14 protein-coding genes are annotated in these 16,268 nt (G+C 61.2%); 5 read left to right on the forward strand and 9 right to left on the reverse strand.

The window, feature by feature from the left end; all coding sequences use genetic code 11:
• Positions 1–16: 16 nt before the first annotated feature.
• A complete protein-coding gene (locus tag JFU58_RS24245; protein ID WP_063031936.1) occupies positions 17–1,546 on the reverse strand; it encodes a 3-hydroxyacyl-CoA dehydrogenase in 1,530 nt (509 codons plus the stop codon).
• A gap of 2 nt (positions 1,547–1,548) precedes the next feature.
• Entirely contained in the window at positions 1,549–2,334 is a 786-nt protein-coding gene (locus JFU58_RS24250) for an enoyl-CoA hydratase (RefSeq protein ID WP_063031938.1), read from the reverse strand.
• A gap of 263 nt (positions 2,335–2,597) precedes the next feature.
• On the opposite strand from JFU58_RS24250, the gene JFU58_RS24255 reads away from it, so the two are divergent.
• The 4 genes from JFU58_RS24255 (at position 2,598) to JFU58_RS24270 (ending at position 7,232) form a co-directional block, all read left to right on the forward strand.
• Entirely contained in the window at positions 2,598–3,455 is an 858-nt protein-coding gene (locus JFU58_RS24255) for an IclR family transcriptional regulator (RefSeq protein WP_093199956.1), read from the forward strand.
• A 69-nt stretch (positions 3,456–3,524) separates the two neighbouring features.
• Entirely contained in the window at positions 3,525–4,679 is a 1,155-nt protein-coding gene (locus tag JFU58_RS24260; protein WP_063031942.1) for an acyl-CoA dehydrogenase family protein, read from the forward strand.
• Positions 4,680–4,861: 182 nt separating this feature from the next.
• Positions 4,862–6,136, forward strand: a complete 1,275-nt coding sequence (locus JFU58_RS24265) for an MFS transporter (protein WP_201142579.1) — start codon at positions 4,862–4,864, stop codon at positions 6,134–6,136.
• Positions 6,137–6,305: 169 nt separating this feature from the next.
• On the forward strand, positions 6,306–7,232 hold the full coding sequence (locus JFU58_RS24270) for a GGDEF domain-containing protein (protein WP_063031944.1): 927 nt from the start codon (positions 6,306–6,308) through the stop codon (positions 7,230–7,232).
• 36 nt (positions 7,233–7,268) lie between these two features.
• Here the strand turns inward: JFU58_RS24270 and JFU58_RS24275 are convergent, their stop codons facing one another.
• The 7 genes from JFU58_RS24275 to JFU58_RS24305 all read right to left on the reverse strand — a co-directional run bounded on the left by JFU58_RS24275 (position 7,269) and on the right by JFU58_RS24305 (position 15,090).
• Positions 7,269–8,030 (reverse strand): TenA family transcriptional regulator, encoded by a 762-nt coding sequence (locus JFU58_RS24275; protein ID WP_207198463.1) that lies wholly within the window; start codon positions 8,028–8,030, stop codon positions 7,269–7,271.
• Between the two features lie 79 nt (positions 8,031–8,109).
• Positions 8,110–10,572: an EAL domain-containing protein gene (locus JFU58_RS24280; protein ID WP_177027353.1), complete on the reverse strand. Its 2,463-nt coding sequence runs from the start codon at positions 10,570–10,572 to the stop codon at positions 8,110–8,112.
• A gap of 75 nt (positions 10,573–10,647) precedes the next feature.
• Positions 10,648–12,468, reverse strand: coding sequence for an ABC transporter ATP-binding protein (locus tag JFU58_RS24285; protein WP_017476197.1), 1,821 nt, complete (start codon positions 12,466–12,468; stop codon positions 10,648–10,650).
• Positions 12,461–13,096 (reverse strand): DsbA family protein, encoded by a 636-nt coding sequence (locus JFU58_RS24290; RefSeq protein WP_026077813.1) that lies wholly within the window; start codon positions 13,094–13,096, stop codon positions 12,461–12,463. Before JFU58_RS24290 ends, JFU58_RS24285 begins: the two co-directional genes overlap by 8 nt.
• A gap of 3 nt (positions 13,097–13,099) precedes the next feature.
• Positions 13,100–14,044: an oxygen-dependent tRNA uridine(34) hydroxylase TrhO gene (gene trhO / locus JFU58_RS24295; protein ID WP_010176008.1), complete on the reverse strand. Its 945-nt coding sequence runs from the start codon at positions 14,042–14,044 to the stop codon at positions 13,100–13,102.
• 227 nt (positions 14,045–14,271) lie between these two features.
• Positions 14,272–14,565, reverse strand: a complete 294-nt coding sequence (locus tag JFU58_RS24300; protein WP_003216739.1) for a BolA family protein — start codon at positions 14,563–14,565, stop codon at positions 14,272–14,274.
• A 6-nt stretch (positions 14,566–14,571) separates the two neighbouring features.
• Positions 14,572–15,090 (reverse strand): DUF2059 domain-containing protein, encoded by a 519-nt coding sequence (locus JFU58_RS24305; protein WP_017476194.1) that lies wholly within the window; start codon positions 15,088–15,090, stop codon positions 14,572–14,574.
• Between the two features lie 193 nt (positions 15,091–15,283).
• Here JFU58_RS24305 and JFU58_RS24310 point away from each other — a divergent pair.
• Positions 15,284–16,268 (forward strand): lyase family protein (locus JFU58_RS24310; protein WP_201142580.1); only part of this gene is annotated, 985 nt, incomplete at its 3' end.

The following is a 16,268-nucleotide window of genomic DNA, read 5'->3' on the forward strand; positions in this document are numbered from 1 at the left end:
CTGTGATGAATCGAAATCAGCCGACTGCCGGCTCTTCATGACGCAGGGAAATCCCCAGCACTGCACGCCGCCGCAGCCAGGGGCTGGGGCGATAACGTGGGTCGTGGGTGAGTTCGCTCATGCGCTGCAAAATCGTGAGGATGCGCCGGGGCCCGAGGGCATCGCCCCACGCCAGCGGCCCCTGCGGGTAACCCAGGCCGAGTTGTACGGCCTGGTCGATGTCGTCGACGCTGGCGATGCGTTGCTGGGCGATATCGCAGGCCAGGTTGACCACCATCGCCAAGGTGCGTTGGGCGACGAAGCCGACGCTGTCACCGATCACCGTCACGCCCACCCCGTCACTGGCGAGCAGCGCGTGGGCGGCGTCGCGCGTGGCGGTGGACGTCAGCGGGTTTTGCATCAGGGTGCGATGGCGTGACAGGTCAGTCAGCAGGTCGATGCACAGGGTGCGCGCCGGGTCGGTGTGGAAGCGTTCGCTGGCCGAGGTGGCATCAAGGCCGTAAGGCGCCAGCAGGCACAACGCTTCAGGCGAAGGCTGCGCCGCGCTTTCAAGGTGCGCGCCCAACTCAATCACCAAGGCGCTCAGGCGCTCGTAGTCGTCGGCGTTTTCGGTGGCGATCCATACCGGCGGCAACGGCTTCACTGAAGGCACCGGCTGCAGCTGCGGGCCGTCGACCACCTGGCCATTTTCATAACGGTAGAAGCCCTGCCCGCTCTTGCGCCCCAGGCGTCCGCCCACCAGCATCTGACGGGTCAGGGGCGACGGTTTGTAGCGCGCTTCTTGATAGAACTGGTTGTAGATCGACTCCATCACCGGGTGGGAAACGTCGAGACCGGTGAGGTCCAGCAATTCCAGCGGGCCCATGCGAAAGCCTGCGCCCTCACGCAGGATACGGTCGATATCGCCGCGCTCGGCAATGCCTTCATCGAGCATTTTCAAGGCTTCGGTACCGTAGGCACGGCCAGCGTGGTTGACGATAAAGCCCGGGGTGTCCTTGGCACGCACACCGCGATGGCCGGTGCGGGCCACGAAGGCCAGCAGGTCGTCGCCGACCTTCGGCGCAGTGGCCAGGCCGTCGATCACTTCGACAACGCGCATCAACGGCACCGGGTTGAAGAAGTGCAGACCGGCGACCCGCTCAGGGTGTTGGCAGCCGGTGGCGATGGCCGTGACCGACAGCGACGAAGTGTTGGTGGCGAGGATGCAACCCGCGCTGACCACGCCTTCCAACTGCTGCAACAGGCCGCGCTTGGCGTCGAGGTTTTCGACGATGGCTTCCACCACCAGGTCGCAGTCGTGCAGCGCCTCAACCGTGGCGGCGACGTGCAGGTTCTCCAACGCGGCGTCCATCGCCGCCTGGGTGATCTTGCCCTTGGCGGCCAGCTTCGAGAGTGTGGCGCCGAGATTATCCCGAGCGGTTTGCGCGGCGCCATTGCGGGCATCGAACAAGCGCACCAACACGCCCGCCTGGGCGGCAATCTGTGCAATCCCGGCGCCCATCACGCCGGTGCCGACCAGGCCCATGATCTTGATTGAATCAGCCATTGTCATTCCCCCAGGTAGTTCGCGGTGCGTTTTTCGAAGAACGCCGCGGCGCCCTCCTTCTGGTCTGCCGAGTCGAACAGCAGTTGAAAGGCCTTGCGCTCCAATACCAGCGCGCTTTCCAGCGGCAGGTCGGCGCCGGCGAGCATCACTTCCTTGATCTGCTCCACCGCCAGCGGCGGCAACGCAGCGATCTGCGCGGCCAGTTCCAAGGCGCGAGGGATAGTCTGGTCATCCGCCACCACTTCGCTGAGCATGCCCATGGCGAGGGCTTCCGGCGCCTTGACCATGCAGCCGGTCAACGCGATGCGCATGGCCTGGAACTTACCCACGGCACGCACCAGGCGCTGGGTGCCACCGGCGCCCGGCATCAGGCCCAACTTGACCTCGGGTTGAGCGAACCGCGCCGACTCTCCGGCGACGATCAGGTCGCAATGCATGGCCAGCTCACAACCGCCCCCCAGGGCAAAACCGTTCACCGCAGCGATCACCGGCTTCGGGCAGCGGCTGATGGCTTCCCACAAATACTCGGTGTGCCGGCGGTACATCTCGATCGGCGTGGCGCTGGCGAACTCCTTGATGTCGGCACCGGCCACGAAGAACTGATCGCCGCCGGTGAGCACGATGGCGCGCACATCACGTCGCTTGGCCAGGGCACGAAAATGCTCGGCCAGTTCTTCGCGAACCTGGGCGTTCAAGGCGTTTTTTACTTCGGGACGGTGGATGCGTACCACGGCAACGCCATTGTCCTGGACGTCGAGGTGCACTACGGGTTGGTCGAGGCTGGCCACAAATTCTCCTGCTGCAATGTTCTTGTTCGTTCGGATATCGCCAGTTTCGCTATGCGAAACAACATTCCGTATTTAGCGATAATCATAAGGACCGAGTCGCCGTGATGTAAACGTAAAAACCTGAGCCACCCATAAATCGGGCTATAACTCGTTGTTTAGACGAGTTTTATTAAACAAAAAGACAATCAACCGCGAAGTTGATTAGTTTCGCTGTGCGGAATACAATTTTGTTTTGTTGATTTTCTAAAAAAAGGGGGACTAACATGCGCCGTCGAAACCTGGACCCGAACACAACAGAAACACCGGCCGGCAACCACGCGTTCGAGCACTTGCTGATCGATCCGATGAATGCCGACGAGGAAGAAGACAAGGACCGCCAGTTCGTCACCGCCCTGGCCCGAGGCTTGGAATTGCTGCGTTGCTTCACCCCCAGCGAAAGCGTGCTGGGTAACCAGGAGCTGGCGCGCAAGACCGGGCTGCCAAAGCCGACGATTACACGGATGACTCATACGCTGACCCGCTTGGGGTATCTCAAGCACCTGCCGCAGTCGGGCCGGTATCAGCTGGATGTAGGGGTGATGGCGTTCGGTTACGCGATGCTGTCGAACCTGTCGGTGCGGGCTGTGGCCCATCCGCTGATGGAGACGATGGCCAAGTACGCCCAGGCCGCTGTGGCCATGGCCACCCGCGACCGTTTGGACATGGTGTACCTGGACGTGGTCCAGGGCGAAGCCAACATGACCATGCGCCGCCAGGTCGGTACACGGTTGCCGTTGCACTTGAGTTCCGCAGGCCGCGCCTGCCTGGCAGCGATGCCGGAAAACGAGCGGGAATTTATCCTCGACCATATCCGCCAGCGTCACCTGGAGGACTGGCCGGGCATCAGGAAGGGCCTGGAACGTGCCTTCCGGGATTACACCGATTTCGGCTACTGCATGTCGATCGGTGAGTGGCACCGCGATGTAAACGCCATCGCCGTACCGCTGTTGCATGCACAACATGGGCTGCTGACGTTCAACTGTGGCGGACCGAGTTTTCACCTTTCCCGGGAGAAACTCGAGGACGACATCGGGCCCCGTCTCAAGCACATGGTGAACAACATCGAGGCCGCTGCCCGCTAGACAGATCGGTGCAAGGCCTCGGCAGATTGACGACAACAGGCCCGCCGAACGGGCCGCTGAGGAATGCACATGATCCGAGACCCCGAAACGCTTCATCTGTTGCTGGAAACCCTCCAGCAGTTCGTCAACGAAGCGCTGATCCCACGGGAAAACGAACTGGCCGAGACCGATGACGTCCCGGCGGATATCGTCAGCCAGTTCCGCGAGCTGGGCCTGTTCGGCCTGACCCTGCCCGAAGCCTACGGCGGCCTCGGGCTGACCATGGAAGAAGAGGTCAATGTGGCCTTTGAACTGGGCCGAACCTCTCCGGCATTCCGCTCCTACTTCGGCACCAACAACGGCATCGGCTCCATCGGCATCCTGCTGGACGGCACCGAGGCGCAGAAACAGCACTACCTGCCGAAACTGGCCAGCGGCGAGTTGCTCAGCTCGTTCTGCCTGACCGAACCGGACTCCGGCTCCGACGCCGCCTCGCTGAAAACCACGGCGGTGCGCGACGGTGACCACTATGTCATCAACGGCACCAAGCGCTTTATCACCAACGCCCCCCACGCCGGGATCTACACCGTGATGGCCCGCACCAACCCGGACATCAAGGGCTCGGGCGGCATCAGTGCGTTTATCGTCGAGCGCAACACGCCGGGCCTGTCCCTGGGCAAGCGTGACCACAAGATGGGCCAGAAAGGCGCCCACACCTGCGACGTGATTTTCGACAACGTGCGCGTGCCGGCCGACCAGTTGATCGGCGGCGTCGAAGGCGTGGGGTTCAAGACCGCGATGAAGGTGCTCGACAAGGGTCGCCTGCACATCGCCGCCGTCAGCGTCGGGGCTGCCGAACGCATGCTCAACGATGCCCTGAATTACGCCCTGGAACGCAAACAGTTTGGCCAGCCGATTGCCGAGTTCCAGCTGATCCAGGCGATGCTCGCCGACAGCAAGGCCGAGATCTACGCCGCCCGTTGCATGGTGGTGGACGCTGCGCGCAAGCGTGACGAAGGCCTGAACATCGGCACCGAAGCGTCCTGCTCGAAGATGTTCGCCACGGAAATGTGCGGCCGCGTGGCCGACCGTTGCGTGCAGATTCACGGCGGTGCCGGGTATGTGAGCGAGTACGCCATCGAGCGGTTCTATCGCGATGTGCGCTTGTTCCGGCTGTATGAAGGCACCACGCAGATCCAGCAATTGGTGATCGCCCGCAACATGATTCGCGAGGCCAAGCACTAAACCCCAGAAACAACACAGAACCAGTGTGGGAACTGGCTTGCCTGCGATGCAGACAACTCGGTCTGGCAGTAACACCGCAGCGATGCTATCGCAGGCAAGCCAGCTCCCACAGTGACCGTGGTCCAACCGTATTACCGCAACACCCATAACTTGTGCCCTAACAACTACAACAAGGTATCGCTATGGAAGTCGCCGCTTCGGCGGGTGCGTTGTCGCCCGCGAAAAACAACCTGTGGATCATTGTTTTCATCTTCTGCTTCCTCGGCCTGCTGATCGACGGTGCCGACTTGATGCTGCTGTCCTACAGCCTCAGCAGCCTCAAGGCCGAGTTTGGCCTGACCAGCGTCGAAGCCGGCAGCCTGGGCAGTTTCACCCTGGCCGGGATGGCCATCGGCGGGATTTACGGGGGGTGGGCCTGTGACCGTTTTGGCCGGGTGAAGACCGTGGTCTGGAGCATCGTGCTGTTCTCCGCCGGCACGGCAATCCTGGGCATGACCCACAGTTATTGGCAGTTCGCGAGCACACGCTTCTTTGCCTCCCTCGGGCTGGGCGCGCTGTATGTCGCGTGCAATACGCTGATGGCCGAGTACGTGCCGACCCGCTATCGCACCACCGTGCTCGGCACCCTGCAGGCCGGCTGGTCGGTGGGCTACATCGTCGCCACCTTGCTCGCCGGCTGGATTCTGCCGAACCACGGCTGGCGCTGGTTGTTCTACGTAGCGATCATCCCGGTGATCCTCGCCGTGCTGATGCAACGCCTGGTGCCGGAGCCCCAAGCCTGGATCAAGGCCCAGGCCGAACGCGCCCGGGAAAAGGCCGAAGGCATCAAGCGCGTCTCGGCGAAGAAACCCGACGGCATGTTCAAGCTGATCTTCAGCGACCCGAAAGCCAGCCGCATGTTTATCCTCTGGGCGCTGACCGCAGGCTTCCTGCAGTTCGGCTACTACGGCGTCAATAACTGGATGCCGTCGTACCTGGAAGGCGAGCTGGGGATGAACTTCAAGTCGATGACCAGCTACATGGTCGGTACCTACGCGGCGATGATATTCGGCAAAATCCTCGCCGGGCTCGCGGCAGACCGCCTGGGCCGACGCCTGGTGTTCGCCGTTGGCGCGCTGGGCACGGCGATTTTCCTGCCGGTGATCGTGTTGTTCCAGAGCCCGGACAACATCCTGTGGATGCTGATTGTGTTCGGTTTCCTGTACGGCATTCCCTACGGCGTGAATGCGACCTACATGACCGAAAGCTTCGAAGCGAAATTTCGCGGTTCCGCAGTGGGCGGGGCCTACAACATTGGCCGAATTGGCGCAGCGGTGGCACCGGCAGCCATTGGCTTCCTGGCGTCCCATGGCTCGATCGGCGTCGGATTTCTGGTGATGGGCGGCGCGTACTTTATCTGCGGGGTGATCCCGGCGCTGTTTATCCGCGACAAGCAGTTTGACCCGCAAAAACAATAAGCCCCACGCCGGGGCCCGCAGCGACGCGGGCCCGGCTATAAGACGTGCGGCAGTTATAACCCCCGACAAACCGGGCTAGACTATACGTCAGTCCTACGGAACTGAAGGAACAGTACGACGCTCTCACCCAGCCTGTAAGACAGTTTTGTGCTTAGGGGCTCATACGCTTATGAAAACACCGACCCAGACCAACGCAATTGACTTCGACAGCGCCAAATTGCAACGCCTGGGCTTTGGTCAGCCGTCCCTTCTTACACGACGCCCTGCCACGGTTGAGCAACTTCGCCAGCAACTGGGCATGCAATTGCAAACCAGCCTGGAGCCGGAGCACATCCTTGCGCTGTTCTTCCGCGAAATCCAACGCCTGGTGCCGCTGGACGCCCTGCAATACCGTCACGAAGCCAGCGACCTGCGCCTGGAGTACGGCCACCGCGGCCATCATTCGGTGAGCTATGCCCTCAGCCACGAAGGCGAGCACCTCGGCGAACTGGTGTTTCGGCGCAACCAACGCTTTCTCGAAGACGAACTGGCCAACCTGGAGTCGCTGCTGGCCACCCTGCTCTACCCGATGCGCAACGCCCTGCTCTACCGGGCGGCGACCCGCAGCGCCCTGCGCGACCCGCTGACCGAAACGGGTAACCGCATCGCCATGGACCAGACCCTGCAGCGGGAAATCGACATGGCCCGCCGGCACCTGCAGCCGCTGTCCTTGCTGATGCTGGACATCGACCACTTCAAGCACATCAACGACACCCACGGCCATGCTACGGGCGACAAGGTGCTCAAGGCCGTTGCGGCCTCGATCAAAAGCCAGTTGCGCAATGTGGACATGGTGTTTCGGTTTGGCGGGGAAGAGTTTCTGATCCTGCTGTCCAACACCGGCCGGGACGCGGCGTCGATGGTCGGTGAGCGCCTGCGCCACGCGGCACAGGCCCAGGATTACTGGGCGGACGATGAACGTATCGAATTGACCGTGAGCCTGGGCTGCTCGACCTTGCTGGCCGGAGAGTCCGCCGAGAGCGTGCTGCGCCGGGCGGACAACGCCTTGTATGTGGCCAAGCGTGAAGGCCGCAACCGCCTGGCAATGGCGGGGTAACCGCTTTACTTCACAGCGGCCCCGCCATCACAGGGTTCAGGCTTCGCTGGCAACCAGGGTGGGTTGTTTACGGGGGGTGGCCACCGACTTTTCCAACTGCATGCAGCGTTCCAGGAACAGGTACATGTAGTCGTAGCTCTTGCACACCGCTTGACGCAGCTCTACCTGCAGTTCCTTGGTCGGGTTCATGCCGGCCAGGGTGCAGATGATTTCCAGCGCTTCCCACGGGTGAGCGTCATCGTACTGGGCATGCATCTTCAGCCACTTCATGGCGCGCTTGCGGTCTTCCTCAGGGAAAGCCGCGGCATAGACGCCAGTGGAACACACCACAGCGGACCACTCCCCAGTGGCCCCCTCGATGGCGTAGTTGGTGGCGGCAATCGCGACAATCAGCGAATCGGCCGAGCTGGTGTGCCAGCACCAATGGCTGAGTGCATGCAGCTCCGGCGGCACTTCCTGTGCCTGCAACTCTTCCAGGCTGACGCCATGGGCGCGGGCCCAATGCACCCAATAATCGGCGTGGTTGAGTTCCACGCGAATATTGCGCATCAGCCAGCGGCGCGCCATGTCCTCCCCAGGATGGCGGGCAAATTTGGTCTTGGTGAGGTTCTGTGCCATGTACAACGCAAACTGTTCAACCACTGGCCAGCCACCAATCAGATAGTGGCGCATGGTCTTGGCGCTGAGCTTGTTATCGCGCATGCGCTGGTACAGTTCGTGTTCGACAACTCGGCGCTTGCTCTCGCTACAGGCCTGGATCAGCTGTTGTGCCCAGGCGGGGTAACTCGAGGCTTCCATAAGCGGGCCGGTTCTGTTGAATGTGTCGATCACTGTCGGGCTCCTTTTGATTTGTGATATGTACAGACCAGCAAATGTTTCATCGGAACGTGCCAGGCGCCTTGAATAACAGAGGCTGCGGTCGCACAGGTCGACACTGCAAACTATCAAAGGTAAACAACTGCGGTCGCTCGATCAGGTATCCCTGAGCATAGTCGACCCCGATCTCAAGCAAGGCTTGTTCGATCTGGGGTGTCTCGACAAATTCGGCAATTGTGCGCTTACCCATGACATGACCGATGTGATTGATCACTTCGACCATAGCGCGGTTAATCGGGTCGTCCAGCATATCCTTTACGAAACTTCCATCGATCTTCAAGAAGTCTACAGGTAAATGTTTAAGATATGCGAACGAGGACATCCCGGCGCAGAAGTCATCGAGGGAGAAATAGCACCCTAACTCTTTGAGCTCGTTGATAAAACGAATTGCACTACCCAAATTCGCGATAGCGCTGGTTTCTGTAATTTCAAAACAAATCATTTCCGGTGGAATGCCATAGGCGCTGAACTGCTCACGCAGGAACCCGAGAAAGTCCTCGTCGCCGATGGTAATGCCTGACAGATTGATCGCACACATGGCCATGGGCCGGCCCGGGCGCTCACGCATGCAGCCCGCGATGATCTTGAACACGTTCTCCACCACCCAGCGGTCCAGGGATGTCATCAAACCGTAACGCTCGGCCGCCGGGATAAAACTGTCCGGCAGGATGATCCGCCCCGCCTCGTCATGCAGGCGCAGCAGGATTTCGATATGCCCGTCGCCCTGCTCCGTATGCCCCAGGGGCGCGATTTCCTGGGCGTACAGGCAAAAACGGTTCTCTTCCAGGGCCATATGCAAGCGCTGCACCCAGGCCATCTCGCCAAAGCGCAGGGACAATTCCGAGTCATCGGCGTGATACACCTGCACCCGGTTACGGCCCTTTTCCTTGGCCATGTAGCACGCCATGTCGGCGGCCCGAAGCGAGGTTTCCAGGGTGGTCGGGGCTTGCGTGATGTGCACCAGGCCGATACTCACGGTGGTGACAAACGGCCTGCCCTTCCACACAAAATGCAGGCTCTGCACGGTATGGCGCAGGCTCTCGGCGATTTTTTCCGCCACCGGCGCCGGGCAATTCTCCAACAGGATGCCGAACTCATCGCCCCCCAGACGGGCCAGGGTGTCGCCTTCGCGCAGGTCCGATTGCAGCAGCGCGCAGATATGCCGCAACAACTCATCCCCCGCGGCATGCCCACAGGTGTCGTTAACCAGCTTGAACTGATCCAGATCGAGGAACATCAAGGCATGGCGCCCGCTTTGCTGGCGCCCGACGTTGTGCAGCACCTGCTCCAGGCGGAACTCAAACTCGCGCCGGTTGGCCAGGCCGGTCAAGGCGTCGTGGGTCGCCTGCCAGGACAGGTTGGCGATGTATTGGCGCTCCTGGGTCATGTCGTGTAGCACCAGCACTGCGCCGACGACTTTGCCTGCACTGCGGATCGGCGCCCCCACCAGGGTGACGGACACCGTGGTGCCGTCCACGCGCTGGATCAGCTTGGAATGCTCGCTGCCCCCGCCGAGCTGGCCGCTCAATATGCGCTCGATCAAGGTAAAACCGTCGGCCTGGGCATTTTCATCCAGCAGGTTGAACAGCGCTGCCAGTGGCAGCCCCTGGGCCTGGGCGCCTTTCCAGTGGGTCAGGGCTTCGGCGGCCGGGTTCATATAGGCAATGGCGCCGTCGACATCGGTGGTGATCACCCCGTCGCCAATCGACTCCAGGGTAATCTGCGCCCGCTCCTTCTCTAACTGAAGCGCGTCGGCAAACGCGTGTCGCTGGGCGAGCAGCTTGTGGGTGCGCAGCAGCGCCAGCACGATCAAGCCCAGCGCCGTGGCCAGGTTGGTCACCAGCAGCAAGCGCAGAATCACCCTAGAGCCTTCGCCCAGAGCATCACTGAAGGCTTTGGCGGCCGGCGTCACCCCGTCGTTGATGGCGAATATCCGCTCCTTCCAGGCGTGCACGTCGGCGCTGCTGACCTGATTGGCCAGGATTGCCCGATGCATCTCCTGGGCCAGGTCGTCCAGTTGCACCAGATAGGCATCGCCCACGGTCCACAGCTCGATGGCCTTTTCGAGGTAACTGAAATGGCGAAAGTTGAGGTACAGCCAGATCAGGCTGGAAACGTCGTCGCGGTGGTTGCCGCCCTTGAGGATACCCGCGCGCGCGGCAGTCAGGTCCGGGGTCGGGCGGTCGAGGGCCACCCGCAGTTCATGCCCGCCCTGAGGCACGGCAATCGCGTTCTGGTATTTGAGGAAGGTGGCTTCGTCGCGATTGTCGGCGTACAGCGTCAGGTAAAAGATCGCGTCTTTCTGGCCCTTGGACCACAGGCTTTCGCCCGCCACATAACCGCGCACCGCCGAGAGCACGTAGAGACTGACGCAGCCTAACAATGCCTGGAACAGTACGACGGCGATAAAAGGCCACACAATGCCCAATAACCGAGGGGTTCCGAGAGTCTGCTTTTGCTTCATGAGGTCCCTTGCACATGCACAACTAAAATACGCACGCGAGTGAAAACCGCTCCTGATAGCTCAGCGTAGGCTAAATCACCGCACTTGTTGCAAGTGTCCGTAAAGTTTGGCGTACAGGCCACCGTCAGCAATCAACTGCTGATGGTCGCCATCTTCGGCAATATGCCCGCCATCAAACACCAATACCCGATCCGCCTGTTTCACCGCCGACAGCCTGTGGGCGATGATCAAGGTGGTACGGCCACTGAGAAACCGCGCCAGCGCCTGGTGCAGGTTGTATTCGGTTGCCGCATCCAGGGCCGAGGTGGCTTCGTCGAGTATTACCACTTTTGGCTCCGCCAGCACCATCCGTGCAATAGCCAGGCGCTGCCGCTGCCCGCCGGAGAAGCGTACGCCGGAGCGCCCGACCACACTGTCCAGGCCCAACGGCAGCGCCCTGACAGTCGCATCCAGCTGGGCAATTTCCAACGCCTGCCAGCACGCCTGGTCGCTGCGTTCACGGCCCATGGTCAGGTTGGCGCGCACCGTGTCGTTGAACAGCGCCGGATGCTGCAGGACCACGGAGACATTCTCGCGAATCGTCTCCAGGCCGATTTCCTGTTGGGTCAAGCCACCAAAACGGATGCTGCCTGCCTGCGGCGTATACAGCCCCAGCAACAGTTGCACCAGGGTACTTTTGCCGCCGCCACTGGCGCCGACAATCGCGACTTTTTCACCCGGGGCAATGTTCAGGTTCAACTGGTCGAGCACCAGTTCTTCGCCGTAGCCGAAATTCAGGCCACGCACCTCGATGCCCACCGTCTCACGCCCGGTAAACGGATCGGCACCGCCCGCGTATTGCGGTTCATCGGCGCGGGCCAGCAGTTCGTTAATCCGTGTCAGCGCCCCGCCCGCCGCGTAGTAGGCATATTGCAGGTTCAGCAGTTGCTCCACCGGGCTGATCATGAACCACAGGTAACTGAACACCGCGAGCATCTGGCCGATAGACAGGTCGGAAAACAGCACCGTCAGCATCGCCGCCGCGCGGAAGATGTCGATACCGAACTGGAACAGCAAGCCACTGGCGCGGCTGGAGGCATCGCTTTTCCACTGGGAATTGACGGCAAAGTCCCGTACTTCCTGGGCCCGCTGTCCCAGGCGCCCAAGGAAAAAGCCCTGGCGGTTGCCGGCACGCACTTCCTGGATCGCATCGAGGGTTTCGGTGAGGGCCTGGGTGAACCGCGAGGTGCTGTCGTTTTCCAGCTTCTTCAGGTGCTTGACCCGTTTGCCCAATTGCACCGTGGCGTAGATCACCAGCGGGTTGAACAGCAGGATCAACAGCGCCAGCTTCCAGTGCATCCACATCAGGATCCCGGACGTGCCCACCAGCGTGAGCATCGCCACCAGGAATCGGCTGAGGGTTTCACCGACGAATTTGTCCACCGTGTCCAGGTCGGTGACCAGGTGCGTAGTCACCGTACCGCTGCCCAGGCTTTCGTATTCACTGAGGGAAATGCGCTTGAGGCGCTCAATCAGCCGTACGCGAATGCGATAGACAATGTCCTTGGCCAGCCGCGCAAACAACCGCGCCTGCAACACGTTGAACACCAGAGCGCCGCAACGCAACAGCAAGGTCACCAGCAGCATCAGGCCGATATAGCCGGCGGCCTTCTGCCAACCCAGGGGCAACGCGTGATTCATCACTTTCAGTGCCGCATCACCATGCCCCAGCAGCACTTCGTCCACCAGCAGCGGCAACAGCAATGGAATCGGCACGCTGCACAAGGTAGCCAGCACGGCGACGCCATTGGCGATCCACAGGGATTTCTTGTGATGCAGGGCCAGGCGGCGGACTTCCGCCCAGGTCAGCCGGTCGACGCGTTTGGGTTGCTCAACGGGATCAGGCTGATCATGCACAGGCAGCTCGCTCCAGCCAACGACTCAGCAGCGGCGACAACTCGGACAGCGGCTGATAGCCGTTGGTCAGCAGCGCCAACTGCCCATTACGCTCCGCCAGCAAGGTCGGGAAACCGGCGATGCCCAAATCCTGAACCCAGGTGAAATCCGCCGCGGTGGCCGCGTGCTGATCGGCCCGGTCGAAGGCTTCGGCGAATTCGATACGCGGCACGCCGGCGGTTTCAGCCAATTCCACTAATACATCGGCGCGGGTCACGTCGCGACCTTCAACGTAGAACGCCTGCTGGATCAGGCCCAGCAGTTTCCACGCGCAATCCGGCGCCAGGCTGCGGGCAGTGACCACGGCACGGCAAGCCGGCTCGGTGTCGTAGACAAAACCATCAGGCAATGCGCCTTCACGCTTGAACGGCTGGCCGGTGGCTTCAGTCACGGCCTGCCAATGCTCAAGAATGTAGCGTCGGGTAGTCGGCTCCAGCGCCGCACCACTGCCGGTGCGCAGACCGCCCACCACGAGGTGCAGCTCCACGCCTGCGGCCTGGGCCTGCTCAACCAGCGCCTTGGCCACTGGAGCGAACCCCCAGCACCATGAACACATCGGATCCATTACATAGAGCAGGCGCGCGGACATGGCTCAGGCCTCGGAGGATGGGGATTGCTTGTAGTTGTAGCCAATCGGGTGCGGCATATTGCGGGCCTTGGCCAGTTCAATCTGCTTCTGCCGATCGATCGCGCTGCGACGGGTCTTCTCGGAAAGCTTATCCCAGCAATGCGGGCAACTGATGCCGGCCACATAGTGTTCGGATGCACGATCTTCGACGCTGACCGGTGTGCGGCAGGCATGACATTGATCGTAGTCGCCTTCGCTCAGGTCGTGGCGCACGGTGACGCGATTGTCGAACACAAAGCAGTCGCCCTGCCACTTGGTTTCTTCCTGCGGCACCTCTTCGAGGTACTTCAGGATGCCACCCTTGAGGTGGTACACCTCGTCAAAACCCTCGCTGAGCATATAGCTCGAGGCTTTTTCGCAACGAATGCCGCCGGTGCAGAACATGGCGACTTTCTTGTGCTTGGCCGGATCGAAGTTGGCTTTGATGTAGTCGGGAAATTCGCGGAAGCTAGTGGTTTTCGGGTCGATCGCGCCTTCAAAAGTGCCGATGGACACTTCGTAGTCGTTGCGGGTATCGATCAGCAGTACTTCAGGGTCGCTGATCAGCGCATTCCAGTCCTGCGGGTTGACGTAGGTGCCGACTTTTTTGTTCGGGTCGACGCCTTCGACGCCCAGGGTCACGATCTCTTTCTTGAGCTTGACCTTGGTGCGGTAAAACGGCTGCTCGTCGCAGTACGACTCTTTGTGGTCGATGTCGTCCATGCGCGGGTCGTTCTTGAGCCAGGCCATCAAGCCATCAATGCCTTCGCGGCTACCGGAAACGGTGCCGTTGATGCCTTCTTCGGCGATCAGCAAGGTGCCCTTGATGCCGTTATCGACCATCGCCTGCAGCAGTGGCTCGCGCAGGGCGACGTAATCTTCGAGGGTGACGAACTTATACAGTGCCGCCACGACGATTGGTTGAGTCATGGGTGTTCTCTCCAGGTGGCTACCCTCGTAAAGGGTGAACCGGATGCAAAAAAAACGCGCCGACTAAGCGGCGCGTTGCGGATTCTATCAGGGATAAACCGTTAACTGTAGGAGCGAGCTTGCTCGCGAAGGACGTCAACGGTGACGCGGAACACCTGAAACCCAACGGCGCTCTCAGGTTTTTCGCGAGCGAGCTCGCTCCTACAGGGGAGTTCAGTCGATACCCATCAATGTCCGCCGGCGCAGGTCGGCGAGGCCGGGGCTGCGTCGATTTTCGCCCATTCTTCAGGCGTATAGGTATGCAGCGCCAACGCATGGAATTCGCTCATCAGGTCACCCAGGGTGGCATAGACCTTCTGGTGGCGCTTGACGCGGTTGAGCCCCTCGAACTGCTGGCTGACCAGCACGGCCTTGAAGTGGGTCTGCAACCCACGGCTGTGCATATGGCTTTCATCCAGCACGCTCAAGTGTTCCGGGCTCAGGGCGACGAGTGCCGATTCGATACGCTGTTGCATGGTCATTCCTGTTTACTTCTTCTTGGCCGGGGCTGGGGCTTTTGGCGTCAGCTCGTTGGTCATGTCTTCCAGCAGCTTGTTCACCACCGGTACCGCGCTTTCCAGCTTGGCCTGGGTCATCTGGGCCGATTGCTGGGTCAGCTGAGGCATTTTTTCCAGGACTTTCTTGCCCAGAGGCGACTGGTAGAACGCAACCAGGTCCTTAAGCTCGGATTCGCTGAAGTTACTGGTGTACAGCTTGATCATGTCCGGCTTGAGCTTGTTCCAGCCGATCGCCTGGTCCAGGGCGGTGTTGGCCTTGGCCTGGTAGGTGTCCAGAACGGTTTGCTTGGAAGCAGGCGCCTTGGTCTGCTCGAAACGCTGGGCGAACATTTGTTGCACTTGCATGTACACCGGGGTACCCAGCTTGTCGGCATGGGCCAGGGTAAGGAAGGCTTCGGCACTGGCGTTGTGGCTGGCGGTATCGGCAAAAACCTGGCCGCTGGCACATACCAGAGCAACCGCGGTACAGATGGCACGAAGACGAGTCATCGAGTTTCCTTTTCTAGCAGGCGAGGTAAGACCCCAAGGGCGCCCATTCTGCGCCTAAAAAACGCCGCGGCTCAACCCCACGCCTTATGGGGCCTGGTTTTGCGGGGCGGAATCCGATGAAAAGTCTTTTAAGGGAACCCCACCGGACGATCACAGCCTAAACTGCGCAAACGAACCTGAAGGAGTGTGCCCGATGAGCCGTATCGAAACCGACAGCCTGGGAGAAGTGCAAGTCCCGGATGACGCTTACTGGGGTGCGCAGACCCAACGCTCGCTGGTGAACTTCGCCATCGGCGACCAGCGCATGCCCCTGGCTGTGTTGCACGCCTTGGCCCTGATCAAGAAAGCTGCGGCCCGGGTCAACGACCGCAATGGCGACCTGCCCGCCGACATCGCTCGGCTGATCGAACAGGCCGCCGACGAAGTGCTCGCCGGCGAACACGACGACCAGTTCCCCCTGGTGGTGTGGCAGACCGGCAGCGGCACCCAGAGCAACATGAACGCCAACGAAGTGATCGCCGGCCGTGCCAACGAGCTGGCGGGCAAACCCCGTGGCGGCAAGAGCCCGGTTCACCCCAATGATCACGTGAACCGCTCCCAGAGCTCCAACGACTGCTTCCCCACCGCCATGAGCATCGCCGCCGTGCAGGCGGTCACTGAGAAGCTGTTGCCAGCCATCCGTGAACTGTCCGGCGGTTTGGCAGAGTTGTCGGCGCGCCACATGAAGCTGGTGAAAACCGGCCGCACCCACATGATGGACGCCACGCCGATCACCTTCGGCCAGGAAGTCTCGGCATTCATAGCGCAACTGGATTACGCCGAACGGGCCATCCGCAGCGCCCTTCCCGCCGTGTGTGAGCTGGCCCAGGGCGGTACTGCCGTCGGCACCGGACTCAATTCACCCCACGGTTTTGGCGAGGCGATTGCCTCGGAATTGGCCGCGCTGTCAGGCCTGCCGTTTGTCACCGCGCCGAACAAATTTGCCGCATTGTCCGGCCATGAGCCGTTGACCACCTTGCACGGCGCACTCAAAACCCTGGCCGTGGCGCTGATGAAAATCGCCAACGACCTGCGCCTGCTGGGCTCCGGCCCGCGTGCCGGGCTCGCAGAAGTGAAGTTGCCGGCGAATGAGCCGGGCAGCTCGATCATGCCCGGCAAGGTCAACCCGACCCAGTGCG

The organism is Pseudomonas sp. TH34 (genome assembly GCF_016650865.1).
In the GTDB taxonomy this organism is placed as follows: Bacteria; Pseudomonadota; Gammaproteobacteria; order Pseudomonadales; family Pseudomonadaceae; genus Aquipseudomonas; species Aquipseudomonas yamanorum.

Excerpts from the sequence above, each read along its gene's own strand:
- trhO (WP_010176008.1), bottom strand. The coding sequence starts at position 14,044 with ATGACTCAACCAATCGTCGTGGCGGCACTGTATAAGTTCGTCACCCTC.
- JFU58_RS24280 (WP_177027353.1), bottom strand. The coding sequence starts at position 10,572 with ATGAAGCAAAAGCAGACTCTCGGAACCCCTCGGTTATTGGGCATTGTG.
- JFU58_RS24260 (WP_063031942.1), top strand. The coding sequence starts at position 3,525 with ATGATCCGAGACCCCGAAACGCTTCATCTGTTGCTGGAAACCCTCCAG.
- JFU58_RS24290 (WP_026077813.1), bottom strand. The coding sequence starts at position 13,096 with ATGTCCGCGCGCCTGCTCTATGTAATGGATCCGATGTGTTCATGGTGC.
- JFU58_RS24275 (WP_207198463.1), bottom strand. The coding sequence starts at position 8,030 with ATGGAAGCCTCGAGTTACCCCGCCTGGGCACAACAGCTGATCCAGGCC.
- JFU58_RS24245 (WP_063031936.1), bottom strand. The coding sequence starts at position 1,546 with ATGGCTGATTCAATCAAGATCATGGGCCTGGTCGGCACCGGCGTGATG.
- JFU58_RS24255 (WP_093199956.1), top strand. The coding sequence starts at position 2,598 with ATGCGCCGTCGAAACCTGGACCCGAACACAACAGAAACACCGGCCGGC.
- JFU58_RS24265 (WP_201142579.1), top strand. The coding sequence starts at position 4,862 with ATGGAAGTCGCCGCTTCGGCGGGTGCGTTGTCGCCCGCGAAAAACAAC.
- JFU58_RS24270 (WP_063031944.1), top strand. The coding sequence starts at position 6,306 with ATGAAAACACCGACCCAGACCAACGCAATTGACTTCGACAGCGCCAAA.
- JFU58_RS24300 (WP_003216739.1), bottom strand. The coding sequence starts at position 14,565 with ATGACCATGCAACAGCGTATCGAATCGGCACTCGTCGCCCTGAGCCCG.
- JFU58_RS24305 (WP_017476194.1), bottom strand. The coding sequence starts at position 15,090 with ATGACTCGTCTTCGTGCCATCTGTACCGCGGTTGCTCTGGTATGTGCC.